This window comes from Bacillus sp. S/N-304-OC-R1 (assembly GCF_019749375.1).
GTDB lineage: Bacteria > Bacillota > Bacilli > Bacillales > Cytobacillaceae > Cytobacillus.
This window is the reverse complement of sequence record NZ_JACWFE010000001.1, coordinates 189483-214760: the sequence shown is the minus strand read 5'-3', so window position 1 is coordinate 214760 and position 25278 is coordinate 189483. Positions and strand designations below refer to the sequence as shown.

General features: G+C 36.0%; 27 protein-coding genes and 1 pseudogene. 15 read left to right on the top strand and 13 right to left on the bottom strand.

The window, feature by feature from the left end; genetic code table 11:
- The first annotated feature begins 52 nt into the window (after window positions 1–52).
- Together H0173_RS01080 and H0173_RS01075 are read left to right on the top strand one after the other, a co-directional pair.
- A complete protein-coding gene (locus tag H0173_RS01080) occupies window positions 53–1243 on the top strand; it encodes a glycine C-acetyltransferase (protein WP_221844071.1) in 1191 nt (396 codons plus the stop codon).
- Between the two features lie 75 nt (window positions 1244–1318).
- Window positions 1319–2257, top strand: coding sequence for an L-threonine 3-dehydrogenase (locus H0173_RS01075; protein WP_221844070.1), 939 nt, complete (start codon window positions 1319–1321; stop codon window positions 2255–2257).
- A gap of 42 nt (window positions 2258–2299) precedes the next feature.
- Here the strand turns inward: H0173_RS01075 and H0173_RS01070 are convergent, their stop codons facing one another.
- Both H0173_RS01070 and selD read right to left on the bottom strand, forming a co-directional pair.
- The gene (locus tag H0173_RS01070; protein WP_221844069.1) at window positions 2300–3037 is read right to left on the bottom strand and encodes an arylamine N-acetyltransferase family protein; all 738 of its coding nucleotides are present in this window, start codon (window positions 3035–3037) and stop codon (window positions 2300–2302) included.
- A 25-nt stretch (window positions 3038–3062) separates the two neighbouring features.
- Window positions 3063–4133 (bottom strand): selenide, water dikinase SelD, encoded by a 1071-nt coding sequence (selD, locus tag H0173_RS01065; protein WP_221844068.1) that lies wholly within the window; start codon window positions 4131–4133, stop codon window positions 3063–3065.
- Window positions 4134–4332: 199 nt separating this feature from the next.
- Between selD and H0173_RS22595 the strand changes: the two are divergent.
- Window positions 4333–4527 (top strand): annotated as a pseudogene (locus tag H0173_RS22595) (SelT/SelW/SelH family protein); the annotation flags it as partial.
- A gap of 123 nt (window positions 4528–4650) precedes the next feature.
- On the top strand, window positions 4651–6048 hold the full coding sequence (gene selA, locus H0173_RS01055; RefSeq protein ID WP_221844067.1) for an L-seryl-tRNA(Sec) selenium transferase: 1398 nt from the start codon (window positions 4651–4653) through the stop codon (window positions 6046–6048).
- Window positions 6049–6091: 43 nt separating this feature from the next.
- Here the strand turns inward: selA and H0173_RS01050 are convergent, their stop codons facing one another.
- A complete protein-coding gene (locus H0173_RS01050) occupies window positions 6092–6235 on the bottom strand; it encodes a small acid-soluble spore protein P (protein ID WP_221844066.1) in 144 nt (47 codons plus the stop codon).
- Window positions 6236–6349: 114 nt separating this feature from the next.
- On the opposite strand from H0173_RS01050, the gene H0173_RS01045 reads away from it, so the two are divergent.
- Window positions 6350–6610 (top strand): hypothetical protein, encoded by a 261-nt coding sequence (locus H0173_RS01045; protein WP_221844065.1) that lies wholly within the window; start codon window positions 6350–6352, stop codon window positions 6608–6610.
- Between the two features lie 43 nt (window positions 6611–6653).
- Here H0173_RS01045 and sspO read toward each other — a convergent pair whose 3' ends face one another.
- Window positions 6654–6803, bottom strand: a complete 150-nt coding sequence (gene sspO / locus H0173_RS01040; protein WP_221844064.1) for a small acid-soluble spore protein O — start codon at window positions 6801–6803, stop codon at window positions 6654–6656.
- A 355-nt stretch (window positions 6804–7158) separates the two neighbouring features.
- Between sspO and acnA the strand changes: the two genes are divergently transcribed.
- The 9 genes from acnA to H0173_RS00995 all read left to right on the top strand — a co-directional run bounded on the left by acnA (window position 7159) and on the right by H0173_RS00995 (window position 14989).
- Complete coding sequence (gene acnA, locus H0173_RS01035) at window positions 7159–9867, top strand: aconitate hydratase AcnA (protein ID WP_221844063.1); 2709 nt, start codon at window positions 7159–7161, stop codon at window positions 9865–9867.
- A 125-nt stretch (window positions 9868–9992) separates the two neighbouring features.
- Window positions 9993–10409, top strand: coding sequence for a hypothetical protein (locus H0173_RS01030; protein ID WP_221844062.1), 417 nt, complete (start codon window positions 9993–9995; stop codon window positions 10407–10409).
- A gap of 43 nt (window positions 10410–10452) precedes the next feature.
- On the top strand, window positions 10453–10959 hold the full coding sequence (locus H0173_RS01025; RefSeq protein ID WP_221844061.1) for a redoxin domain-containing protein: 507 nt from the start codon (window positions 10453–10455) through the stop codon (window positions 10957–10959).
- A 117-nt stretch (window positions 10960–11076) separates the two neighbouring features.
- Window positions 11077–11208, top strand: coding sequence for an FbpB family small basic protein (locus H0173_RS01020; RefSeq protein WP_221844060.1), 132 nt, complete (start codon window positions 11077–11079; stop codon window positions 11206–11208).
- Between the two features lie 63 nt (window positions 11209–11271).
- On the top strand, window positions 11272–11415 hold the full coding sequence (locus tag H0173_RS01015) for an acid-soluble spore protein N (RefSeq protein WP_221844059.1): 144 nt from the start codon (window positions 11272–11274) through the stop codon (window positions 11413–11415).
- Window positions 11416–11558: 143 nt separating this feature from the next.
- Window positions 11559–11795, top strand: coding sequence for a small acid-soluble spore protein Tlp (gene tlp / locus H0173_RS01010; protein ID WP_221844058.1), 237 nt, complete (start codon window positions 11559–11561; stop codon window positions 11793–11795).
- Between the two features lie 103 nt (window positions 11796–11898).
- On the top strand, window positions 11899–14226 hold the full coding sequence (locus H0173_RS01005) for an AAA family ATPase (protein ID WP_221844057.1): 2328 nt from the start codon (window positions 11899–11901) through the stop codon (window positions 14224–14226).
- A gap of 2 nt (window positions 14227–14228) precedes the next feature.
- Complete coding sequence (locus H0173_RS01000; protein ID WP_221844056.1) at window positions 14229–14651, top strand: acyl-CoA thioesterase; 423 nt, start codon at window positions 14229–14231, stop codon at window positions 14649–14651.
- A 44-nt stretch (window positions 14652–14695) separates the two neighbouring features.
- On the top strand, window positions 14696–14989 hold the full coding sequence (locus H0173_RS00995) for a hypothetical protein (protein WP_221844055.1): 294 nt from the start codon (window positions 14696–14698) through the stop codon (window positions 14987–14989).
- A gap of 87 nt (window positions 14990–15076) precedes the next feature.
- On the opposite strand, the gene H0173_RS00990 is transcribed toward H0173_RS00995, so the two are convergent.
- From H0173_RS00990 to plsY, 5 genes are all read right to left on the bottom strand, one after another.
- Complete coding sequence (locus H0173_RS00990; RefSeq protein WP_221844054.1) at window positions 15077–15364, bottom strand: HesB/YadR/YfhF family protein; 288 nt, start codon at window positions 15362–15364, stop codon at window positions 15077–15079.
- A 36-nt stretch (window positions 15365–15400) separates the two neighbouring features.
- Window positions 15401–15667 (bottom strand): hypothetical protein, encoded by a 267-nt coding sequence (locus H0173_RS00985; RefSeq protein ID WP_221844053.1) that lies wholly within the window; start codon window positions 15665–15667, stop codon window positions 15401–15403.
- A 151-nt stretch (window positions 15668–15818) separates the two neighbouring features.
- Entirely contained in the window at window positions 15819–16973 is a 1155-nt protein-coding gene (locus tag H0173_RS00980; RefSeq protein ID WP_221844052.1) for a CapA family protein, read from the bottom strand.
- A 455-nt stretch (window positions 16974–17428) separates the two neighbouring features.
- Window positions 17429–18202 carry an ATP-binding protein gene (locus tag H0173_RS00975; RefSeq protein WP_221844051.1) on the bottom strand — a complete coding sequence of 258 codons (774 nt, stop codon included), beginning with the start codon at window positions 18200–18202 and terminating at the stop codon, window positions 17429–17431.
- A 105-nt stretch (window positions 18203–18307) separates the two neighbouring features.
- The gene (gene plsY / locus H0173_RS00970; protein WP_221844050.1) at window positions 18308–18892 is read right to left on the bottom strand and encodes a glycerol-3-phosphate 1-O-acyltransferase PlsY; all 585 of its coding nucleotides are present in this window, start codon (window positions 18890–18892) and stop codon (window positions 18308–18310) included.
- A gap of 275 nt (window positions 18893–19167) precedes the next feature.
- Between plsY and H0173_RS00965 the strand changes: the two genes are divergently transcribed.
- On the top strand, window positions 19168–20889 hold the full coding sequence (locus H0173_RS00965) for a glycosyl hydrolase family 18 protein (protein ID WP_221844049.1): 1722 nt from the start codon (window positions 19168–19170) through the stop codon (window positions 20887–20889).
- 45 nt (window positions 20890–20934) lie between these two features.
- Here the strand turns inward: H0173_RS00965 and ade are convergent, their stop codons facing one another.
- The 4 genes from ade to H0173_RS00945 form a co-directional block, all read right to left on the bottom strand.
- Window positions 20935–22677 (bottom strand): adenine deaminase, encoded by a 1743-nt coding sequence (gene ade / locus H0173_RS00960; RefSeq protein WP_221844048.1) that lies wholly within the window; start codon window positions 22675–22677, stop codon window positions 20935–20937.
- A 27-nt stretch (window positions 22678–22704) separates the two neighbouring features.
- Window positions 22705–24072: an NCS2 family permease gene (locus tag H0173_RS00955; RefSeq protein WP_221844047.1), complete on the bottom strand. Its 1368-nt coding sequence runs from the start codon at window positions 24070–24072 to the stop codon at window positions 22705–22707.
- 77 nt (window positions 24073–24149) lie between these two features.
- A complete protein-coding gene (locus tag H0173_RS00950; protein WP_221844046.1) occupies window positions 24150–24464 on the bottom strand; it encodes an XdhC family protein in 315 nt (104 codons plus the stop codon).
- A complete protein-coding gene (locus H0173_RS00945) occupies window positions 24461–25276 on the bottom strand; it encodes an XdhC family protein (protein ID WP_260630965.1) in 816 nt (271 codons plus the stop codon). Before H0173_RS00945 ends, H0173_RS00950 begins: the two co-directional genes overlap by 4 nt.
- Between the last annotated feature and the right edge of the window lie 2 nt (window positions 25277–25278).

Sequence of the window (25278 nt, the reverse complement as noted above, 5' to 3'; positions counted from 1 at the left end):
TTTTTGTAAATGACATTTAGTTGAGGAAATAAATGAACAGGGGGATTTTTACATGACAAGTAAAACATTAGATGCATTTTTAAAGGAAAATTTAGAAGATTTAAAAGGGAAAGGTTTATACAATGTTATCGATCCTTTAGAAAGCCCGAACGGCCCTATTATAAAAATTAATGGAAGAGAGCTGATTAATCTTTCTTCTAATAACTATTTAGGATTGGCTACAGACGAGCGTCTAAAGAAAGCAGCTATTGATGCAATTAACAAGTATGGTGTTGGAGCAGGAGCGGTTCGGACTATTAACGGAACACTAGAGCTTCACGTAAGGCTTGAAGAAAAACTTGCACAATTTAAACATACGGAAGCAGCAATTGCTTATCAATCCGGATTTAATTGTAATATGGCAGCTATTTCGGCTGTTATGGATAAAAATGATGCCATTCTTTCTGACGAGCTAAATCATGCTTCTATTATCGATGGCTGCCGGTTATCTAGAGCTAAAATTATTCGTTATAACCATTCGGATATGGAAGATTTAAGAGCAAAAGCAAAAGAGGCAACCGAATCAGGATTGTACAATAAAGTTATGGTTATTACCGATGGCGTTTTCTCAATGGACGGAGATATTGCTAAGCTTCCTGAAATAGTAAAAATCGCAGAAGAGTTTGACCTTATTACATATGTGGATGACGCTCACGGATCAGGAGTATTAGGAGAAGGAGCAGGGACTGTTAAGCATTTTGGCCTTTCTGATAAGATTGATTTTCAAATTGGCACGCTATCAAAGGCGATTGGAGTTGTTGGCGGCTATGTAGCAGGGAAAAAAGATTTAATTGATTGGTTAAAAGTAAGAAGCAGACCATTCTTATTTTCTACATCCTTAACTCCTGCTGATGTCGCTGCTAGTATGGAAGCTATTGATATTTTAATGGAAAGCACAGAATTAAATCAAAAGCTTTGGGAAAATGCCAATTATTTAAAAGCAGGCTTAAAGAAATTAGGGTTTAACATTGGTGAAAGCGAAACTCCAATAACACCATGCATTATTGGTGATGAAATGAAGACACAAGAGTTTAGTAAGAAGCTGAACGAAGCAGGGGTTTATGCTAAATCAATTGTATTCCCAACTGTTCCGAAGGGGACTGGACGAGTTAGAAATATGCCATCAGCTGCACATACGAAAGAAATGCTAGATCAGGCTATTACCATTTACGAAAAAGTAGGAAAAGAAATCGGTGTAATTTAAATCAATTTCAAGACTGCTATTTGCTTCTTGATAGAGGGCACGAGAATTTTTCAAAAAGGGAAGGTTTGGAGATATATGAAAAAGATATTTATTACAGGCGCTTTAGGACAAATCGGCTCTGAGTTAACGATAAAGCTTAGAGATATTTATGGATCAGATAACGTTATTGCCACTGATATAAGAAAGAACGATTCAGAGGCTGCACAATCTGGTCCATTTGAGGTTGTAGATGTAACAGATACGAAATCAATGATTGAAACAGCTAGGAAGTATCAGGCCGATACAGTTATCCATATGGCTGCATTACTTTCCGCAACGGCTGAAAAAAATCCAGTGTTTGCATGGAATTTAAATATGGGCGGATTAATGAACGCTTTAGAAACCGCACGTGAATTACAGTGCAAGTTCTTTACTCCAAGCTCGATCGGTGCTTTTGGTCCTTCAACTCCAAAGGATAATACGCCTCAAGACACAATTCAGCGCCCAACAACGATGTATGGGGTGAATAAAGTAGCTGGTGAATTGCTTGCGGATTATTATTATTATAAATTTGGTGTAGATACAAGAGGATTAAGATTTCCGGGATTAATCTCATACGTGACTCCTCCAGGAGGCGGCACAACAGATTATGCTGTCGAAATATATTATGAAGCGATTAAGAACAAACGCTATACATCTTATATTGCAGAGGGAACATATATGGATATGATGTATATGCCAGATGCACTGAATGCAATTGTAGATTTGATGGAGGCAGATCCCTCTAAATTAAAGCACCGAAATTCATTTAATGTTACGGCCATGAGCTTTGAGCCGGAAGAAATTGCAGCAGAAATTCGCAAATCTATTCCTGAATTTAAGATGGACTATAATGTGGATCCAATCCGACAAAAAATTGCTGACAGCTGGCCAAATTCTCTAGATGCTACTGCTGCTAAAGAAGAGTGGGGCTTTAAGGCTGAATATGATCTTGCTAAAATGACAAAAGATATGCTAGAAAAGCTAAGTAAATAAGAAAAAGCGAAAAGCTTGGGCATCCCCAAGCTTTTTCGTGTATCAAATAGAGATGTGAAAGACTTGTTTAAGAAACTGATTCTTTTCTTCCTGTGATAGATCCAGCTTTGTTTTCTGACCATCTTTTGTTTCTGTTACTGATAATCCGTTTAGTGTAATTCTGCCTGTTTGTGTGGCAATTGTTACTATATCACCATGTGTAAAAGTAGAATCAGGTGATGTTTGGTTGTAAATGCAGCCTTCCGTAAAATCTAGAATTTGTTTTGGCAAGTTTTCAAAGCGATATAGATGTTTCCACTCTTGATCCTCATGACGCTGAAGATAATACATCTCATCCTCTTTTTTTATGATTCTATACGATCCGCTAACATCAGTTCGAATCTCACCTGTTAATCCGATAGGCTGGCGCACAGAGTCGCCAAATCCAACGTCAACTAAATAAGGCTGATCAAGCAGAACCATTATAGCGGCATGAGTATTAGGCTTAGCCCAACCTGTTGGCTTATTTACCGTACAGGAAATAAGATAGGATTGAAAGCCGAGATCGGTTAATAATCTCTGAAAAAGGCCATTAAGCTCGTAGCAATATCCTCCGCGATGACGCCCAATGATTTTTTCATAAAATTGGTTCGTATCTAATTCTATTTTGACCTTACGCGTTACATCTAAATTTTCAAATGGGATTTTTTCCAAATGTTTTCTTTGCAGTTTAGACAGATAATCTAATGTAGGCTCTTCACTTTCAATATCCAATCTCTTCAAATATTCCTGAACATTCATGACAATCATCCTTTTAAAAATGATTTTACGGTTTCTGGGAAGCTGAATTATTGACTAATATTAATTTTTCATTTTTGGGTAATACTTTGCCAATAATTGAAGCATCCTGTAATCCAGCTTCATGTAATTTTGAAATGTAGTCTGCTGCCTGTTCTTCCGGAATGGATACTAACAACCCACCAGAGGTAATTGCATCACATAAAATTAGCTGACTTTCTTTTGAAATATGATTATATAGTACATCATCAATCAGCCAGTTATGGTTCGCTTTTGATCCGCCTGGTACTATTCCTTTTTCAGCAAGTTGATATGTACCATCCAAGAGTGGAACTTTATGATAATCAATTTCAAAGGAAACACCGCTTCCGCGGGCCATTTCACTGGCATGGCCGAGTAGGCCAAAACCTGTTACATCTGTAACGGCGTTAGGATTAAAGTCAGTTAGTATCTCTGCAGCTGTTTTATTTAGCATAGCCATTGTCTTTGTGACGGCACTTTCTTGGTCAGGAGTAACAGCACCTCTTTTTATGCCAGTTGTCAAGATACCAACACCTATTGGCTTTGTTAAAACTAGAAGATCACCAGGTTTGGCTCCAACATTTTTCCAGAAGCGTTCTGGGTGAACAATACCAGTTACTGATAAACCAAATTTTGGTTCTTGATCATCTACTGAGTGGCCTCCAACTGTAATGGCGCCAGCTTCCTTTACTTTATCTCCAGCTCCTCGTAAAATCTCAGCCAGCATGTCTGGACCAAGCTTTTTAACGGGATATCCAACAATATTAAGCACTGTTTTTGGATGACCGCCCATTGCATAAACATCACTTAATGCATTTGCGGCTGCAATTTGCCCAAACATGTATGGATCATCAACAATTGGAGTAAAATAATCTACTGTTTGTATTAAGGCAATCGAATCTGTTAATTGATAAACACCTGCATCATCCGATGTTTCATGGCCGACAAGCAGCTCAGGCACGGGATCTTGTTTTGGTAAAAGACGCAAAACTTGCGTCAAGTCCTCAGGACCGATTTTGCATCCTCAGCCAGCTTTTGTTGACAAGGAAGTCAAACGAATTTTTTCATGCTCGCTCATAATACCACCTCCAAAATAAGTATACCTTTATTTAAAAATAAAATCACAATTTACATATCGATAGTTTGCAGAAAAATACAGTTTATAATAAAATGATTTATGTATAAAATATGAATATTTTGTATTTTGTTGAAGGGGGATTATCTTGAAGAAATACAATGTCATTATTGAATTTTGTATGATGTGAAACTATGCTCCTAAAGCCGCGGGTCTCGCGGAAGAACTATTTACTCACTTTCGCCATGAAATTGAAAGACTAGAGCTTATTCCTGGAAAAGGCGGAATATTTGAGGTTATTGTGAATGGAGAAAAAATCTACTCGAAGGATGAGACAGGATTATTTCCAAAATTCCATCAGATTATCGAAATTATGCAGGGTTCTACTATAGACTAACCTTCTTCATTTTTGAAGAAGGTTTATTTATTGAATATAATAATATTATGTTAACTAATTTAGTGATTACAGAGCATAGTTAATAAATGATATAATAGGTGAACGATGATAGGAGGGAAGCTAGTGAATCATTTACTAAGAAATATTCCCCCCGTACATGAATTTCAAAAGGATGCACGCTTTATTCTTTTGGAGAAAGAAAACGGGATTAATTCTATACATATAACAAATGAGCTAAAAAATATCCTTTCACAAGTTAGGGAAGAATTGCTGCAAAATATTTGGAATGGACCTGAACCAGGTACGATTGCGTTCATCGAGGAAGTATTTAACAGACTGAAAGCAGGTATTAAAAAAAATTATAGTTACACCCTTAAGAGGGTCATTAATGCAACAGGAACCATTCTCCATACGAATCTCGGCCGGTCACGTTTAAGTGAAAATGCGATACAGCATATGCTTGATATTGCTCATCATTATTCTAATTTAGAATATAAAATTGAAGAAGGAGAACGAGGGGCAAGGCATTCTCATGCAGAACTGCTTATTAAAGAACTAACTGGCGCAGAGGCAGCTATGGTTGTAAATAACAATGCAGCTGCTGTATACCTGATTTTAAAGGCATTTGCTGATAAAAAGGATGTCATCGTTTCAAGGGGGCAGCTCGTTGAAATAGGGGGATCATTTAGAATCTCCTCTATTATGGAAGAGAGTGGTGCCAATTTAGTTGAAGTAGGAACAACGAATAAAACTCATTTATCTGATTATGAGAAAGCAATTTCCGAACATACGGCTATGGTATTAAAGGTACATACAAGTAATTTTAAAGTAATTGGCTTTACTCAATCAGTAGAAACGGAAGAATTAGCGAAGCTTGCCAAAAAAAGCGGCATCATATTTTATGAGGATTTAGGCAGCGGAGCTCTATACGATTTTCGACAAAATGGCATTGGCGAAGAACCAGTAGTGAAAAAGGTGCTTAAAGAGGGGGCACATCTTGTCTCCTTTAGCGGGGACAAGCTTTTAGGCGGGCCTCAAGCAGGAGTTATTGCTGGAAAAAAAGAATACATCTCCGTTTTAAAAAGTCACCAGCTTGCTAGAGTGTTACGAGTTGATAAATTGACACTTTCTGCACTAGAAGGAACTTTGCTAGAATATATAAAAGGGAATGAGAAAAGTATTCCTGTTATTAGAGAAATAACTATGACACAACTGGAATTAAAAGTAAGGACAGAAGCTTTTGTAGGAAGACTTCAAAAGATGACAGAGCAATATCAAATATCGATTAGAAATAGTATGGGTCAAATAGGAGGAGGGACAATGCCTGAGGTAGAGCTTCCTTCTATTGTGGCTGTTTTGAATCATAAAAGCCTTACTGCTGAACAGCTAGCAAAAAAATTACGCACAAATCATCACACACCTATCGTTGTTCGTATTCAAAAAGATGAAGTATTTCTCGATTTGCGGTCGGTCACGGATGAGGAAGAATTAACAATCCTTGAAGTATTACAAAAATTATAATTGTAAAACAGCTGCAACGAAAAAATTGCAGCTGTTTTTTTAATTACATATCATGCCCTGCATTGTTTTTCTGTCTTGTATGATTCCGGTTTTTTACTTTTTTAGAGCCGCTTAATGGTTCTGGCTGTCCTGAATTATGTCCCTTTGGCGCATTTTTACGCATATCCTTGCTATCATTTTTGTTCATTTTAGCATCCCTCCTATGAAATAGGATGGAAGGATAGGTCAAATTTATACAGAATATTTTTTTCAAAGACTGCACAATTTAAATGTACATTTTATTAAAGGAGTGAATAAGGGGATGCCATATCATAAGAATAAACAGCAAGCATTTCAGGCTGCCCAACAGGGGATGGAGGATGCCCAAGAGCTTTATTTTGAAATTGTCCGGGACTCAGCAAATTATGGACATCAGCTTAAACATCTAAAACAAGAGGTAAATGAAGCATATCAGCAAATTGAAAATGCGTTAGAAATTGCTTCGGAAACTCAGAAAACACAATTAGAAAAGTTTCAAAAAGACTTGAGTAAGATGGTAGAAGAGGTTAACCAATATCATTAAATAATAGCTGATAAAGGAAGCGAGCATAAGTCGCTTCCTTTATTTATAGATTTTTCTTTCGTTTTTTATTATTTAGTTTTTGTTTTTCTGTTAACGGTTCATTTGAGAATTCTTCATTATAACCAGCACCCATACCTTGACCCTTTGCTGCATTCATTCCTGGAATTAGATGATTTGATTTTCTTTTAGCCAATGATATCACCTCCAAATACTATTTTCTGCAAGTTTTATCTAAATATGTCGGAGTTACAATCCTTTTTTTATGCTTGAAAATAAGTTAAAATATTTTGGTAACATAATATGCATTAATGTACAAAAGTTAATGACAAAGAAAAAACCTTTAAATTTCAACCTATTTAATGGAAAGAGGGTTATTATCTTAAATGCAATAAGATAAACTTATCAAAAACAATAACTTTCTTGTTATTTACTTATGTAGCACATTGTATTAAGATTATTTGTGGGAAGAGTAAGATGGACGAAAATGACATCTTTTCGACAATTTTCAAAGCTTTTATTGATTAAATTTATAAAAGGGGGATTATCCCATGGTGAAAAATGATGTATTCAATGCCCGTAAGTCTTTTGAAGTAGACGGGAAGCGCTATCATTACTACCAATTAGACGCACTAGAAAAGGCTGGCGTCGGCAATGTAACAAAATTGCCTTATTCAATTAAGGTGCTATTAGAATCTGTCCTTCGTCAATATGACGGTCGTGTAATTACTAAAGAACATGTTGAAAACTTAGCAAAATGGGGCACTAGCGAAGTGAAGGAAGTTGATGTTCCCTTCAAGCCTTCACGCGTTATTCTTCAAGACTTTACAGGGGTTCCTGCTGTAGTAGACTTAGCTTCTCTTCGTAAAGCTATGGCTGATATGGGCGGAGATCCGGATAAAATTAATCCGCTAAAGCCAGTGGATCTTGTTATTGACCACTCTGTTCAAGTTGACCAATTCGGTTCACCTGAAGCTTTAGAAGCTAACATGAAGCTTGAATTTGAAAGAAATGCTGAGCGTTATCAGTTCCTAAGCTGGGCACAAAAAGCATTTGATAACTACCGTGCAGTTCCTCCTGCTACTGGTATCGTTCACCAAGTAAACCTTGAGTATCTTGCAAGTGTAGTTCATTCAGTAGAGAATGAAGACGGTGAATTTGAAGCATTCCCAGATTCTTTAGTTGGTACTGACTCACACACAACAATGATCAACGGTATTGGTGTTCTTGGATGGGGTGTTGGAGGAATTGAAGCAGAAGCAGGAATGCTTGGACAGCCTTCATATTTCCCAGTTCCAGAAGTTGTTGGTGTTAAGTTAACTGGTGAGCTTCCAGACGGTGCAACTGCTACTGACTTAGCGTTAAAGGTAACACAAGTTCTTCGTGCACACGGAGTTGTTGGGAAATTTGTTGAATTCTTCGGTACTGGTGTAACTCAATTACCACTTGCAGATCGTGCAACAATTGCTAACATGGCTCCTGAATATGGTGCAACTTGCGGATTCTTCCCAGTTGATGAAGAATCTCTTCAATACATGCGTTTAACTGGCCGTTCTGAAGAACAAATTAAATTAGTTGAAACATATTCTAAAGAAAATGGATTATTCTTTGATCCGGCTTTAGAGCCAGTTTACACAAATGTTGTTGAAATTAATCTTTCTGAAATTGAAGCAAACCTTTCTGGTCCAAAGCGTCCTCAAGACTTAATTCCGCTTTCAGCTATGAAAGAAGAATTTAACAAAGCTTTAACAGCACCACAAGGAAACCAAGGCTTTGGTTTAGATGAGAAAGAAATTGATAAAAAAGTAACTGTTCAATTTAACAACGGCGATACGACTGAAATGAAAACAGGTGCTGTTGCAATTGCTGCAATTACAAGCTGTACAAATACATCTAACCCATATGTATTAGTTGGTGCAGGTCTTGTTGCGAAAAAAGCAGTAGAGCTTGGCATGGAAGTTCCTAAATTCGTTAAAACTTCTCTAGCACCAGGTTCTAAAGTTGTAACTGGTTACCTTCGTGATTCTGGCTTACAGCCATATCTTGATCAATTAGGCTTTAACATTGTTGGTTATGGTTGTACAACTTGTATCGGAAACTCAGGTCCATTAAAAGAAGAAATCGAAAAAGCAGTTGCTGAAAGCGATCTTCTTGTAACATCTGTTCTTTCTGGTAACCGTAACTTTGAAGGACGTATTCATCCTTTAGTAAAAGCTAACTACTTAGCTTCACCTCCGTTAGTTGTAGCTTACGCATTAGCTGGTACAGTAGATATCGATCTTCAAAAAGACGCTATCGGAAAAGATAAAGACGGTAATGATGTATTCTTTAAAGACATTTGGCCAACAACTGCTGAAGTTAACGAAGTGGTAAAACAAACTGTAACTCCAGAGCTATTCCGTAAAGAATATGAAAATGTATTTGGTGACAATGCTCTTTGGAATAAAATTGAAACAAGCAATGACGCGCTTTATACTTTTGATGATAAATCAACATATATTCAAAATCCTCCTTTCTTTGAAGGATTAAAGGCTGATCCAGATGAAGTGAAGCCATTAAATAATCTTCGTGTTGTTGCAAAATTTGGTGATTCTGTAACAACAGATCATATTTCTCCTGCGGGTGCAATCGGCAAAAATACACCAGCTGGTAAATATTTATTAGAAAACGGTGTAGATGTACGCGACTTTAACTCTTATGGTTCTCGTCGTGGTAACCATGAAGTTATGATGCGTGGTACATTTGCTAATATCCGTATCCGTAACCAAATTGCGCCAGGAACAGAGGGTGGCTTCACAACTTACTGGCCAAATGAAGAAGTTATGTACATTTATGATGCTTGCATGAAGTATAAAGAAGACGGAACTGGTCTTGTTGTACTTGCAGGTAAGGACTATGGAATGGGTTCTTCTCGTGACTGGGCAGCAAAAGGTACAAACCTTCTAGGAATCAAAACAGTTATTGCTGAAAGCTATGAGCGTATTCACCGTTCAAACCTTGTATTAATGGGAGTTCTTCCGCTTCAATTTAAAGATGGTGAAAATGCTGAAACTCTTGGTTTAACTGGAAAAGAAACAATCGATGTTCAAATCGATGAAAATGTTAGACCACGTGACATTATTAAAGTTACTGCTACAGATGATCAAGGCAACAAGAAGGAATTTGAAGTTCTTGTTCGCTTCGATTCAGAAGTTGAAATTGACTACTACCGTCATGGCGGTATCTTACAAATGGTTCTTCGTGATAAATTAGCAAATTAATATCAAACCAAGACGCGTGTAGTTTCAAATTTGAAATTACACGCGTTTTTTTATGCATTTGTTTTTACAAATATAAATTTCTTTTGTATGGTGAAGGGAGAATTATCCTAAATTGGAGGTAAAAGATGGGTGCGATCATGCTAGGTCCCTTCATGATAAAATATGAATGGATTTTATATTTAATAAGCGGTCTATCGGCTTATCTTATGATAAGATTCCATTCAAAAGAAGATTTACCCTTTCAGGAAATTTTTTTAAATAGTATGTTGAATTCATTTTTAATTGGATTTATTGTCTATAAATTCAGTTCTATTATTATTCGGCCAACCATTCTAATTGACAATCCATCATCGATAATATTTACAACTGGCGGGACAAAAGGAAAGCTTCTTGGCGTTATAATAGCTCTTCTTTATTTTTTTAATAAATATCGAAACGGGATTTGGCCGCTAAAAAACTGGCTGATTTTAATGGTTTATGGAATTGTTACATTTTTTGTAGCGTTTTGGATGTTCAGAACGTTATTTTTTCTGCTTGTCTAGGTAACAATACCGGTAAATAGTTATAAAGGTGTTGAAAATAGACATGATTAAAAAGGTTATTTCTGCTAGTTTTCTTTTCTTTCTAATGGCGATTGTAATCGTTCAAGCACAAGGAAAGGAAGATTCGAATAATGAACAGGTTCCAGGCATTCGCGTAGGATTAAAAGCTCCTGACTTTGAATTAAAGGATTTGGACGGTAAAGCAGTTCGACTTTCGGATTTTAAAGGAAAAAAAGTGATGCTGAATTTCTGGGCAACGTGGTGTCCGCCATGTAAAGCTGAGATGCCTGCCATGCAAAAGTTTTTCGAAGAATCTGGCGATGAAATCGTTATTTTAGCCGTAAACATTGATCCAGAAAACAATGTGGCAGGGTTTGTTAAACAAATGGGAGTTCAATTTCCTGTTCTTCTCGATAAAAACGAACAAGTCAATTCGAAATATAAGATCTTGTCAATTCCAACTACATTCTTTATTGATGAGAATGGAATTATTAAGCATAAGCATTTAAGCGTAATGACAATTGATATGATGAGGAAATATTCAAAATAGCATCAGGTAAGCTGGTGCTTTTTTTTGATTAATATAATTTTCGAAAATTTGTAATAATTATTTAGAGTTTTGGAAATAATAACAGTTATTATAGTATTAAAGGAAGGTGATAGAATAATGAGAAAACCTAGAAAACGCTCATTCGCCGAACTTGTTTTAGAAAATAAACGACAAATATTAAAAGATCAGGAAGCAATGGAAAGAATAGAAGAAAGATTAGAAGAAAAGCGTCTCCATAAAGCAGAATAACATTAATTACTATTAATGACCCCTTCTTCAAGTGTACATACTTAAATAAGAGGAGGGATTTATATGAGTAATCCAAAAAAGCATTCTCAAGGCTTTAGGCCAGACCATACCGGAACGCAGCAGCGAGGGTATGGCGGGAATAAAGGGAAAAAAATGCAAAGCAATACTGGTGGTACCCCTCAAGTAATGCAAACAAAAGGTGAATAGGTAATAAATTGGTGGCTCTTTTCAGGGGAGTCACCTTTCATTTGTTCATAATAAAAAAACACCACTCTTTTCCGTTGATAATTTTCATTCTGATTCACAAACTAAATTTGTACCATCACAACTTCAACAGGGGGTTATTTTTTATGGAATACACTAATAAGCCAAATCCAGATGACCGTAGTGATAACGTTGAAAAGCTTCAAACAATGGTTCAAAATACAATTGAGAATATAAACGAAGCAGAAGAATCTCTACAATTTGCAAATGAAGAAGATCGTGCAAGAATCGAAGCAAAAAACGAACGCCGCAAAGAAAGTATTGAGGCAATGCGAAGTGAAATAAAGGATGAAAGCGAAGCAAGGCAAAACGGCTATAAATAAGTGAGTGAAGAGACCTGATTATTGTGATCAGGTCTTATTTTTTTTTCCAAATAATTAAATATGTTATGATAGTTATTGGACTATATAAAAAGAAGTGATAATAATGGAAAAACATAGACAGAAAATGGACAGTAGAATAAACGAGTGGGAATTGGAATTTCAGCAAAATGGGGTTATTGAAAATGAAGGCTCTCTTTTAGCTTTTATTAAAACGCTAAGTGATGAAAAGGATAAGGAACTCATTTCAAGCCTTTTATCTATTGCCGGACTTTCAAGATTAACTAAAGAAAAACATGACTCTCTTGGCCTTGCGTGGATTCAAAAGGCGTATGACATTAATCCTAATAACTCAAAAGCATCTGAAATTATAGAGCAATTGGATTGGAAAAATAGGGAAGCATTTTTATCCCTTTTGTCGTTTCCTCCTTTGCGTGAAACTGATCATAAACAAGCTAAATTGCAAGCAGTTGATCAAATTCAAGAAATATGCAGACATTTTCTTGATAAGGCGGATGAGGAAAGGGATAAGCTTGAAAAAATACAGGAAAAACTAAATAATACTGAGTTATTTAATTTATATACGAATTTACTGGAACTGTTAGAGAACGTACAAGAAGAAACTGTATCTCTCTTGAAAGCATCTGAGGATTATAAACAATCTGTTGTTGGAGTTTTTTATCATTCGTCTTATTACTCGGAAATGAAAAAAGTGTTAGAGCGTATAGAGGAATTAAAAGTGAACTGGCAGCAGCTTTTTTTGGAAGATATGAATGATAATGATACAGAAATTGCTAAGAATCCTCTTGATGAACTGGATGGATTAGTAGGTCTTGAAAAAGTGAAAGACCGTGTGAAGGATTTTTATCGTTTTTTAAAGTATCAGAATGAAAGAAGAGCTCTTGGTTTTCAGTTAAGGGATGAACTAAGTCTTGATATGATCATAACCGGAAACCCCGGAACAGGTAAATCGACGTTAGCAAGACTGCTGGGAAAAATTTATTATGAACTTGGTGCCCTATCAAAAGAAGCTATAGTTGAAGTAGATCGCTCACAGCTCGTCGGCGCCTTCGTAGGCCAAACAGAGGAAAATGTTCGGGCAGCTGTCCAAAAAGCATTAGGCGGCGTATTATTTATTGATGAAGCCTATAGTTTAAAAAGACAAGGGCAAACAGGCAATGACTATGGACAAACCGTCATTGATACACTCGTGTCATTAATGACAGGGGCAGAATTTGGCGGTAAATTTGCAGTTATCATGGCTGGGTATCCGGATGAAATGCGACAATTCCTTGATGCCAATCCAGGTTTGAGAAGCAGATTCCCACAGTCCAATCATATCCACTTGCCAGACTATACAAATAAAGAGCTTATTGTGATAGCAGACAAATTAGCATTGGGTAATGACTATGTTTTGACTGAGGAAGCGAAACAAGAGCTTGAAAAAAGGGTTGAAATGGAACGGGTTGATGATTCGTTTGGAAATGCAAGAGCTGTAAAAAATATAGTTCTGGACGCTATTTTCAAAAAAGGTGCACAACATACTGTAGAGCATTCCATATTAGATTATTCCCTGCTCGATAGAAAAGATTTTGAAGTAATAGAACAAGATAAGACGATGAACCCTTCAAACATGCTAGAGAATTTAGTTGGGCTTGAAGCGGTAAAAAATGAAGTGAAAATGCTCACATCATTTGTAAAAATGCAGCAAATTCGAAGAGACAAAGGGCTGCCGATTGTTCCGATTCAACTTCATTCAGTCTTTATTGGCAATCCAGGCACTGGGAAGACAACCGTTGCAAAAATTTATGCCGAGCTTTTAAAAGAATGCGGTTTTTTAAAAAGAGGTCATTTGATTGTTGCGAGCCGAGCTGATTTTGTCGCGGGCTATGTCGGGCAAACAGCCATTAAAACAAAAAAGAAAATAAAAGAAGCACTCGGCGGAGCTCTATTTATAGATGAGGCATATTCATTGCTTTCACAAACACAAGGAGATTTTGGCAAAGAAGTGATTGATACACTTGTAGATGAAATGACAAAGCATAATGAAAATTTAGTCGTTATTTTGGCAGGGTATCCTAAAGAAATGGAAGCATTACTGCAAAGTAACCCGGGGCTAAAATCAAGATTTAAAAAGTTCCTGCATTTTAATGATTATAGTACTGATGAATTGCTTAAAATCATGATAAATTATGCTTCACATTTTCAATACAACTTATCTGGAGAAGCAGTGGATTTTATAAAAGAAAAAATAAATACGATTGAAATTAAGGGAAATGGACGGTTTGCTACGAATTTAATTGATGAAACCATTCAATCACAAGCAATGAGGCTATTAGGAAACGAGGATAAAGCTGAGTTGTTGGAACATGTTTCTTATCTTGAAAAAGTAGACGTAGAAGCAGCATTAGTAAGATTGGGAAAAGGGGAATAGTAATGCTAATATCAACAAAAGAAATAGAAGTAAGATATGCAGAAACAGACCAAATGGGTGTTGTCTATCATGCAAATTATTTAATTTGGATGGAATTAGGACGGACACAGCTTATAAAGGATTTAGGTTTTAATTACGCTGAAATGGAGAAGGACGGAATTATTTCGCCTGTTTTAGATATACAAGCATCCTATAAAAAACCTCTTCATTATGGTGAAAAAGCAATTGTAAAGACTTGGATTGAAGATTATGACGGCCTGCGTGTCAGCTACGGCTATGAAATATATACGGAAGATGAAGAAATAGCTGTTACTGGTATTTCTAAGCATGTTTGTGTAAAGAAAGAATCCTTCCGTCCCATCTCAATTAAAAAACATTATCCAATTTGGCATGAAGCTTATGAAAATGCAAAAAAACCAGTATAGAAAATTTAGGTGATTAAATACTTACTAAGAGAGGCGGTGCATTTTTGGCTTTTGGAATAAAAAGACAGGAATTAAATGATTGGAAGAAAATAATTGATCATGGCGGCATTGCTTTCTTAACACATTATTGGCTTGATGACCGTTTTCCTGGATGTAAAACGGTTACAAAGGTAGGTTGTAATGACTTAAATAAACTCATTGCATGGGGAAAAAAATATGGATTGAAGCCGGAGTGGATACATACTCGAAAAGACGGATATTCACATTTTGATCTCATTGGGGAGAGACAAGCTGATATTCTTAAGTATGAAGGATTAACCGAACAAATTTGGCGTTAGAAGAACAACTAGTTTTCGAATAGTCATTTTAATTATAAAAAAACTGCCTTGTCATCATATCAAAACTGTAAATGACAAGGCAGTTTTTTAAATATATTTATATTCAGGCTCTAGAGCTTTTTCGTTAAATTCAACATGTAAGTCATGATTATCAAAATACCATATATCTTTTTCTTCTATATAGTAAGTGATTCCATTTTTTAAGATTTCTGCTCCCGAATTAACAGGTTCCTCTTTAGATATTCCTAATGAAAAGCCCTGCTGTACTGTGCTGCATCCGCCATAGCGTGCAAAAAAACGGACATAATTACCTTCTTTCAATAGCATTTCATCTTCAAACCAAGCGGCTGCTTCATCGCTAATATGTATTTTCATGTTTATTTCCTCCTTCATTCTATCATCTGCTGTAAATTAACCAATATACGATATAATTCCGCTTAAAATCATCAAATCATTTAATATGAAATGCCAAATAACAGCTGGAATAATACTCCCTGACCGAATAGTAATGCCGGCATAGAAAATGCCCCCAACAGCAAAGCAAAAGCAAGCTTCTAAAGAATACCCAAGGGCCATATAAAATACTTTTACAGTGACTGTATGAAACCCATTCCATATAAAAGGAAAGGAAATACTCTTTTGCCAATCAGGTTTAAAAAGATATTTATTCCAATTCATATTGAACTTTCTTATAACGTATACGATAAAAAAGATTGAGACTATTAATAAACACCGGTTTTCGTTTAAACATATTTTAGCATGTTCCTCTTAATTTTTTTACAATATTAATTTTAAAAATCTAATTTGATATTTTTCAAACCATAAATTTCTAAAGATTGCCCAACATATGATTCTGAATTTCCTTATATTTATCTAAAGCATTTTTTAAGCCATATTTTTCTGCCTCAATAAGAGGAACAATGCGGTAGTTTTTTAGTTTTTGTTTTGACACGTAAGTTGGATAGAAATCAGGATGATCTAACTTGATCGACACTCCATTTTCATTAATACTTTTTGAAATTTTTATTGTTGCCATTCCGCCTATATCTTTGTAATCCCAATTTTGTCCTGAAAGAAAATTTCCTAATGAATACACGATTAGACCTTCTCTTCCATCAGTGGCATTTAGCCATTCCATTGGCTGTAAAACATGGGGGTGATGTCCAAACAATATATCAACGCCTTCATTTATTAAAAAATGTCCTAATTCTTTTTGTTCAGCAGTAGGAAAACGCTGGTATTCATTACCCCAATGAAGACTCATTACGACAACATCTGCCTCTTTTTTGGCTCGGTGAATTTCTTCTTTCATTTTTTCTTTATCAATTACATTTACTAGATAATCTTTCCCGCTCGGAATCAGGATTCCATTTGTTCCGTATGTGTAGGAAAGGTAAGCTACCTTTATCCCATTTTTGTTTAAAATAAGGAGGGTTTGCTGCTCTTCAGGGCTCCGATATGTGCCGACATGGGGAAGTCCAATTTTATCCATATAATCGATAGATGCTTTTAGCCCTTTTTCACCTTTATCAAGAGAGTGGTTGTTGGCGGTAGAAACAATATCTACACCAGCATGTACTAATGCATCACCAACTTCTTGGGGACTATTAAAAAGGGGATAGCTTGAAATGCCAATTTCTTCTCCGCCAAGGATTGTTTCCTGATTCGCAAGAAGAATATCGGGTTCATGGAGAATAGAGCTGATGTGCTGGAACATTGGATTGAAGTCATAACCTGACTTTGATTTAGCATCTTGATAAACCCAATCATGTATGAGAATATCGCCGATTGCTCCCAGAGTAATCGATTCTGAAAAATTTTTAGAGCTGACGGTTGTATGCTTAAATTCATGAAGGTAAACAGGAAGTTTTTCTGTTCTTATGACTTTACTCTCATTGTACATTTTATAAATTAGACCTGTAGATAAACTAATTAAGGTAAAACAAAAAAGAGCAGAAAAAATAATCGACTTTATATTTTTCATATTGATCTCCCTACTGCATATTTAAATCTACTATAATACAAAAATAGGAAAATTTCGACATGATTTTAATTTTTGTCCAAGCGTAATTCGTGTAATTATTGAATACTGAGGATAAAATAAGGAGAAGGGGTGATTACATGATAAAATTGACTTCTAGTGCGGTTCAAATATTGGAAGATGCAATTAAAAAAGAGCAGAAATATGAATCCGAAAAGCTATATATTCGCTTATCTATGGGAATTGGCTGAGGTGGTCCTCAATTAAAGCTGTCTCTGGAAGAGCAGCCATTAACTGATGATGAACAAATTGAAGTCGAAGGAATAAATCTATTAATTCATCCGAAGGATAGGGTTTATTTTGAGAATACAAAACTTGATTATGTAAAGGATGTTTTTGGATCTGGCAGATTTCAATTGCTAAAAGTATAAAAAGCGGAAGCTATGCTCCGCTTTTCTTTATTTTAATGGGAGCTTTAAGATAAAAGCAGTCCCATTTATAGTCGAGCTCTTTATTTCCAGGTCGCCATCATGGTCCTCAATTATTTTTTTGCAAATAGAGAGACCGATTCCAGTGCCAGATTGTTTTGTTGAATAGAAAGGAGTGAATATTTGTTCCATCGTTTCAGCTGACATTCCGAATCCATTGTCTTCTATTAGTATTAAAGCTGCGGAATTATGCTTACTTAATGAAATTGTTATCTGTCTATTATTTTCTTCACGGCAGATTAGGATGGCTTCTATTGAATTCTTTATCATATTTCCTAATACCTGTCTTAATTGTTTTTCATTAGCCAAAACGTTAAGATTTTCATCTAGTAGTTGAACGGTAAACTGAATATTGTTTAAGCTTCCTTCACATTCGTATACTATAGCAATATCTTGTAGCAGCTTATTTAATGAGAGTTCACTTTTCAATGCTAACTTCGGTTTTTCTGAGCTCATAAAATCAAAAAGCAGGTCATTTGCCCGATTTATTTCTTCAAGTGCAAGGTCAGCATATTGTTCTTTGCCAATTTCCGCTAAATGCGGTTTTATTAGCTGAATTAAGCCCTTAACAGTGGTTAGAGGATTTCTAATTTCATGCGCTAACCCAACTGCTGCCGTCCTTGTCAAATATTCTGTTTGGATTTGACCTCGGTTTTCATCATATAAATATAAATTATTTCGAATACGTGATTTAGCTGAAAGCAATAGAACCACCTCAATAATGTCATTTAATTTTTGTTTCAATCTACTCTATGCCGAAAAAAATCTGATTATGTATAAATTTGTTCTTATTAATCAAAAGAATATAAAAAAACAGCAGAAACAAATTCTGCTGTCGAATCTTAAAAGCTAAAGCCATTTTATTTTTGGTTCTGTTTTGTTTAGGATCCTTTTAATATTGGCGCGATGTCTATAAATAACAAAAAAGGCGAGGAGACAAACGACAATGATTAAAGGAGTATCCTGGGTGATAATTGAATAAATAACAGCTACAATAGCCGCAAGCATCGAAGATAATGAAACGTACTTTGTTAAATATAAGCACAAAAAGAAAACTAAAATCATTATAATAAACATTAATGGAGCGTATCCTAAAAGAATGCCTCCAGAGGTTGCCACTGCCTTTCCGCCTTTAAATCCTGCAAATATTGGATACATATGTCCTATAACAGCAAATATTCCAGCTATTAGAAGGTGTATTTCAGCACCAAATAATATAGGCAGGTAGACCGCTAATGTGCCTTTTAAAATATCTGCAATAGTTACAGCAAGCCCGGCTTTTACACCCAAAGTTCTAAATGTGTTTGTTCCGCCTAAATTTCCGCTCCCATGTTCACGAATGTCGACCCCATAAAAAAGCTTTCCAACAATCAATCCTGATGGGATGGATCCTAATAAATAAGCTAGTACAAAAATTATTCCGTTCGTTACCATAAAAAATTCTCCTTCGATAATATCTGCATGTCTTTAAGAATAAAGAAATCGGCGTGCTGCCGATTTCTGTGTAATTAGACATTATTCACTATTATTAATAGAAAAGTCATTTTTATTATTGTACCAATTTTTGTTCAAGCATGCCATGCTAATTCCGGAAAAAAGTGATATTAAGGCAAAAAATGCATGATGGCTAATATAGGAAAGTGATTTCCATTAAAAGACCTTCCCAATTAGAGAAATTTTCGTTACGATAGTTCTAAGGGGGAAAGGGAATGGCTCGTGTCGAATATTACAAAAAGAAGCCTCTATCGAAATGGTGGATAGTAGGCGGCCTTTTTTTTGCTTTTTTATTAATCTTCTCTAGTATTATATTACTATTATATCCATTTGCATCAAAGGAAAGGGAAATATACTTTCAAGGGGAAAACCCAATTTTATTCAATGGGGAGCAGGCTGGAAATGCCATTATCGAAGGAAATAGTGTATATATGCCACTTTCCTTTATAAAAGAACATTTTGATGATGCTATCACTTATGATGAGAAATCGAATTCAATAATAATTACGACTCAAAATAAAGTAGTGCAAATGCCTTCTGAATCGCTTACTTATTATGTAAATGAAGAGCCTGTACAATTACATTTTTCCGTATTTAAAAAGAAAAACAACGAAATGTATCTTGCATTAGATCCTCTTCTAGCTTATTATCCATTCGAATATTCTATATTGCCGGAAACAAACGCAATTTGGGTTAAGAAGAATGGACAGAATATTCGTCATGCAAAAATTACTAACAAAGAAATGAACGAAGAAAAGCTTCGGCTAAGGACAGATGCAAGCTTGCAATCTCCTTTTACTGATCAAGTAACTAGTGGTGAAGATCTTTTCATTGAAGGCGAGAAGGAAGAATACTATTTTGTCAGAAAAGAAAATGGTATAGCTGGTTTTATTAAGAAGGATTTTGTGACTGAGGGGAAAACAGAAACAGTCACACTTCATCATAATCAGCAGGAAGCAGTTGTGCCAAAAATAGAAGGACCCATTAACCTAACATGGGAAGCTGTTTATACGAAAAATCCAGACACTGCAAAAATTCCTATGATGCATGGAATAAATGTTATTTCACCTACATGGTTTGAATTAGCTGATCATGAAGGGGCTATAAAAAACCTTGCCTCACTTGACTTTGTAAAATGGGCTCAAAATCAGGAATATCAGATTTGGGGATTATTTTCAAATGCTTTTGATCCTCAATTAACACATGAAGCGTTTAAGGATTTTGAAACTAGACAAAAAATGATTCGGCAGCTATTACATTTTAGTCAAATCTATCAATTGAATGGAATTAATTTTGATATCGAAAATGTAAATCCAGAGGATGGGCCTCTTATTACGCAATTTGTTCGTGAAGCAGTTCCTTATTTTCATGAAGCAGGTCTCGTTGTTTCTATGGATATTACTTTTATTTCTACTAGCGGAAATTGGTCAGTCTTTTATGAGAGAGATAAGCTGGCCAATCTTGTTGATTATTTAGTTGTTATGGCTTATGACGAGCATTGGGGAACATCTCCGAAAGCGGGTAGCGTAGCAAGCTTGCCTTGGGTAGAAGAAAACTTAAAAAGGCTGCTGGAAGTTGTTCCGAATGACAAGCTCATTTTAGGTGTACCTTTATATACAAGGCTATGGACAGAGAAGGATACAGGGGAAGTGACTTCTAAAGCGCTGTCCATGGGAAAAGTGAAGCAATGGCTGAAGGAAAATAATGTAACTCCTGAATATGATGAAGCTTCTGGTCAAAACTATGCAGAAATTTACTCAGAAAAAGAGCAATCAACATATAAAATTTGGCTTGAGGATGAATTATCATTAAAAAAACGTGCTGATGTCGCATTAAAATATGATTTAGCCGGTGTTGCCAGCTGGTCAAGATATTTTGCAGATGAATCTGCCTGGGCTGCGTTGTCACTTGGAACTGAAAATGTAACTAAGAAATAAATGAAGGTGGTTCACTATAAAAATAGTGAACCACCTGTTGTACGTTTAATTAACTTCAACACCAATATGCTTAAATGCCTTTACATCAAATAAACCAATATCTGTTAGCTTTAATTCAGGTATTACAGGCAGTGCCAAGAAGGAGAGTGTGACAAATGGATTAAAATCCATTGTACAACCAATAGTTAATAGACCATTGTTCAATTCTTTAATTTTCTTATAAGCAATTTTGAAATCCATATCTGACATTAATCCTGAAACAGGTAACGGCAAGGAAGCAAGTATTTCTCCATTTTGGGAAACCACTAACCCTCCATTCATCTCTCTTGTTAAATTGATGGCATTTACAAGATCAAGATCGTTTGTGCCTGCTGCGACGATATTATGCGAATCATGAGCTACTGTTGATGCTATCGCTCCATTTTTTATACCGAGACCCTTTATGATTCCAAGACCAATATTTCCGGTGTTTTTATGGCGCTCAAGTACGGCTAATTTTAACTGATCTTTTTCAATATTCGTTTTGAATTCATCATTTATGGAGGTAACTTCATCTATCAAATGCTTTGTTACAATCATATTAGGCAGGATTTCAATTATATTAGCTAGGCTGCCATTTTTGATGTTTATTTTTAAATGTTCAATTTCAATCCGTTCAAGATTGACACTGTTTAAAATGGATGAAGGCGTTTCTGTCTTTGAATGAATTGGTGAAACGACTGATCCGTGTTCTGCAACTAGTTTTCCGTTTTTATAAACTTGTTCAATCTCCATTGTTTGGAGATTATTTACGACTAAGAAGTCAGCCTCGTATCCTGGTGCAATAGCGCCTTTTGTTTTTAAACCAAAGCACTCGGCTGCATTAAGTGTGGCCATTTGTATAGCAAGTAAAGGGTGGATTCCATTTTCAATTGCAGTTTTTATATTGAAATTAATGCTGCCTTCTTCAATTATTTCATCTAAGTGTTTATCATCTGTCACAAACAAACAACGGCGTGCATTATTTTCATTTACAGCCTTTAATAATTGGACTAAATCCTTTGCTGCAGAGCCTTCTCGCAGCATAACATACATCCCTTTTCGAAGTCTTTCTATTGCTTCCTCTGATGAAACACATTCATGATCTGTTCGAATTCCTGCGGTCATGTATACATTTATTGCATTTGCATCAAGTCCTGAAGCATGGCCGTCAATGCGCTTTCCTTTTGAACTCGCGCTTTCAATTTTGCTCAGCATCCCATTATCGTTATTTAATACAGAAGGGTAATCCATTACTTCACCAAGACCAAGAACCCTTGGGTGATCATAAAAAGGCTCCAAATCTAATTGTGAAAGTGTGGCACCTGCGTTTTCAAAAGGAGTAGCAGGAACGCATGAAGGCAGCATAATATAGACATCGAGCGGAATGCCTTCAGAATCATGGAGCATAAAATTAATCCCGTCAGTTCCAGACACATTGGCAATTTCGTGAGGATCGGCAATAATCGTTGTTACACCATGAGGAAGGACGACATTAGAAAATTCCGCCGGCGTTACCATTGCAGATTCTATGTGCACATGGCCATCAATAAGGCCAGGAACAATAAAATTGCCTGCTGCATCAATAGTTTCAACACCTTCATAATCACCTATGCCGACAACATAACCATCAACAATTGCGATATGATCTTCAATAACCTCAAGAGTGAAAACGTTTACAATCCTTCCGTTTCTTACAACTAAATCAGCTGGTTTTCGTTTAGCTGCTACATCTATTCTTCTTTTGAGCAGTTCTTTTGTTAGCTTCAATCCATACCCCTCTTTCTCATCTATCGATTAGTGACCTCCGCCCATAATAAAGTTTATAATAAATGCCGCACTTACAACATACATAATCCAATGAATTTGTGAACTTTTCCCAGTAAGAAGCTTTAATAGTGTATAGGAAATAAACCCAAATGCTAAGCCTTGAGCGATACTGAATGTTAGCGGCATTAAGACAATTGTTAGAAAAACAGGGATAACATCTGTAAAATCATCAAAGCAAATATGTTTTATTTCACTTATCATTAATGCTCCAACGAGGATTAAAATAGGTGCGGTGGCAACAGAAGGGATGAAAACAATTAATGGTGCAAAGATTAGAGCAGCAAAAAATAGGAATCCGACAGTTAATGCGGTCAAGCCTGTTCTGCCGCCTTCAGAAATTCCGGTTGCATTTTCTACATAAGCATTTAGTGCAGTGCTTCCAAATGCAGCACTCGCCATTGTGCCTATAGCATCTGCTTGCAGAGCACGATCTAAATTGACAATTTTTCCATTTTCATCCGTGAGGCCGGCTTTTCGAGTTAATCCAATTAAAGTAGCCAGGTTATCGAATAATTCAACAATAGTGAAAGAGAAAATAACAGAGAGGATTCCATATCCAATGGCACCCATAATATCCATTGCCAGGAAAGTTTCGGACATGCTTGGAAGGTTAAGTGAAACAATATCACCAATAGATTTTGGAAAGCTAATAAATCCCGTAATCATGGCGATAATACTAGTTGCTAATATACTAATGAGTAGAGCACCCTTTACTTGTTTTGCCATTAATATAGCAGCTACGATTAACCCTAATAGAGCTAATAACGGTCCAAGGCTCGTAATATTACCCAATGCAACAAATGTAGCATCACTAGCTACGACAAGCTCTGCATTCTTCAAGCCAATAAAGGCAATGAATAAGCCAATCCCAACAGCAATTGCTGATTTTAATACATCTGGAACGCCATCAACAATTTTTTGCCGAATGCCTGTAACGGTTAATATTAAAAACACAACCCCGGAAATGAAGACTGCTCCAAGTGCTGTTTGCCATGTAAGGCCTTGACCTAGAACAACCGTGTAGGCAAAAAATGCATTTAAACCCATTCCTGGTGCGACTGCAACCGGATAATTGGCCCATAATGCCATGAGAATTGTACAGAATACACTAGCATAAATTGTTGCTGCAAGAGCAGCTTCTTTTGGAATTCCAGCGTCTGCTAAGATCGCTGGGTTAACAAAGATTATATAGCTCATTGTTAAGAAGGAGGTAACTCCAGCAAGAATTTCTGTTTTTGCATTTGTTTTTCTTTCCGTTAATTTGAACATTTTTTCTAATAAGCTGTTCTTAGTTGGCGGGAGGTTGGATCCTAAACCTTTTTCAATCATGGACATATAAGCTCACTCCTTACATTTTTAATAACTAAAAATCATTCAATCGAGCAACAGGCAAAAAAATTCCATGATGCCATTTATAATGGTTCGATAAAAACGTCCATAATACCGCCGCAAATTCCGCCATCTTCATATAATAATCCTTTAGTTAAATCTACTGTATGCTTGCATGGTAATCCGGTAAAAATTACTTCAAACCCTTTTTCTATTACTTCTGCTTCTCCACATCCACCCCCAATTGTTCCTTCAATCTTTCCACAAGGAAAAATAAGCATTTTACTGCCAGCTTTTCTCGGAGTTGAGCCTTTTGTACGAATAACAGTCGCTAAGGCTGCTTTTTCACCCCCTTTCTGAATTTCCATAGTTCTTTGGATTATGTGTAATTGCTTCATTTTGAAGCCCCCTCATGAAAACCCATTTTTGCATAGTCTCGAATTTTACTGCTTAATGAACTGCCTGATTTCCCATTCTTAACTTTTAATATTTCTGCCATAATGCTTACGGCAATTTCTGAAGGAGTCTCAGCACCAATATCAAGTCCTACTGGAGTGAAAAGATGATCAAGACATTCATCCGGAAAGTCTTGAAGCAGTTCATTAAAAACCCCAGAAATGCGTCGTCTGCTTCCGATCATCCCAATATAGGAAGACTTTTCTTTTCGTTTTAACAGCTCTTGTAAACTCAAAACATCATATTTATGTCCTCTTGTAAGAAGTAATATATACGTATGATTAGTTATCGTCACGTTCCGAAAAAATTGAATAAAAGACTGGCAGCAAACTTCATCTACATTTGGGAAACGTTCTTTATTCGCAAAGTCACTGCGATCATCAACGACGGTGACATAAAACCCCAGCATTTTCGCCATTTCTACTACTGGTTCACATACATGACCAGCTCCAGCCACGATAAGGTGGATCTGAACAGGGAAGTATTCTGCAAAACATTCTATATTCTCATTAATATGTTCAAAAGTGATAAGGCCCGATCTTTGTCTTTTAATCAGCTTTTTGCAGTTAGAGAATAGATGACTTTGAAGAAGTGGGGGTAGAGGGGATTCGGTAAATAGATCCCCGTTTGGCCACAATAATGCCTTTTCTCCAATTAAATCAGTATTTGGGTGTTCAGTAATAGTTAATAAAAAAACATCTTTTCTCATATTGAGAGAGTCTTTTAATTTATCAAACAGGCTTTGCTTTATCATTT

Bases quoted from the DNA above. Each gene is read 5' to 3' on its own strand.
- H0173_RS01025 (WP_221844061.1), top strand. From the start codon at position 10,453: ATGATTAAAAAGGTTATTTCTGCTAGTTTTCTTTTCTTTCTAATGGCG.
- H0173_RS00990 (WP_221844054.1), bottom strand. From the start codon at position 15,364: ATGAAAATACATATTAGCGATGAAGCAGCCGCTTGGTTTGAAGATGAA.
- H0173_RS00955 (WP_221844047.1), bottom strand. From the start codon at position 24,072: ATGTCCATGATTGAAAAAGGTTTAGGATCCAACCTCCCGCCAACTAAG.
- H0173_RS00965 (WP_221844049.1), top strand. From the start codon at position 19,168: ATGGCTCGTGTCGAATATTACAAAAAGAAGCCTCTATCGAAATGGTGG.
- H0173_RS01070 (WP_221844069.1), bottom strand. From the start codon at position 3,037: ATGAATGTTCAGGAATATTTGAAGAGATTGGATATTGAAAGTGAAGAG.
- H0173_RS01030 (WP_221844062.1), top strand. From the start codon at position 9,993: ATGGGTGCGATCATGCTAGGTCCCTTCATGATAAAATATGAATGGATT.
- H0173_RS01045 (WP_221844065.1), top strand. From the start codon at position 6,350: ATGCCATATCATAAGAATAAACAGCAAGCATTTCAGGCTGCCCAACAG.
- H0173_RS01050 (WP_221844066.1), bottom strand. From the start codon at position 6,235: ATGAACAAAAATGATAGCAAGGATATGCGTAAAAATGCGCCAAAGGGA.
- H0173_RS01000 (WP_221844056.1), top strand. From the start codon at position 14,229: ATGCTAATATCAACAAAAGAAATAGAAGTAAGATATGCAGAAACAGAC.
- acnA (WP_221844063.1), top strand. From the start codon at position 7,159: ATGGTGAAAAATGATGTATTCAATGCCCGTAAGTCTTTTGAAGTAGAC.
- H0173_RS00945 (WP_260630965.1), bottom strand. From the start codon at position 25,276: ATGATAAAGCAAAGCCTGTTTGATAAATTAAAAGACTCTCTCAATATG.
- H0173_RS00980 (WP_221844052.1), bottom strand. From the start codon at position 16,973: ATGAAAAATATAAAGTCGATTATTTTTTCTGCTCTTTTTTGTTTTACC.
- H0173_RS01015 (WP_221844059.1), top strand. From the start codon at position 11,272: ATGAGTAATCCAAAAAAGCATTCTCAAGGCTTTAGGCCAGACCATACC.
- plsY (WP_221844050.1), bottom strand. From the start codon at position 18,892: ATGGTAACGAACGGAATAATTTTTGTACTAGCTTATTTATTAGGATCC.
- H0173_RS01005 (WP_221844057.1), top strand. From the start codon at position 11,899: ATGGAAAAACATAGACAGAAAATGGACAGTAGAATAAACGAGTGGGAA.
- tlp (WP_221844058.1), top strand. From the start codon at position 11,559: ATGGAATACACTAATAAGCCAAATCCAGATGACCGTAGTGATAACGTT.
- H0173_RS01075 (WP_221844070.1), top strand. From the start codon at position 1,319: ATGAAAAAGATATTTATTACAGGCGCTTTAGGACAAATCGGCTCTGAG.
- H0173_RS00950 (WP_221844046.1), bottom strand. From the start codon at position 24,464: ATGAAGCAATTACACATAATCCAAAGAACTATGGAAATTCAGAAAGGG.
- H0173_RS01080 (WP_221844071.1), top strand. From the start codon at position 53: ATGACAAGTAAAACATTAGATGCATTTTTAAAGGAAAATTTAGAAGAT.
- H0173_RS00985 (WP_221844053.1), bottom strand. From the start codon at position 15,667: ATGAATTGGAATAAATATCTTTTTAAACCTGATTGGCAAAAGAGTATT.
- H0173_RS01020 (WP_221844060.1), top strand. From the start codon at position 11,077: ATGAGAAAACCTAGAAAACGCTCATTCGCCGAACTTGTTTTAGAAAAT.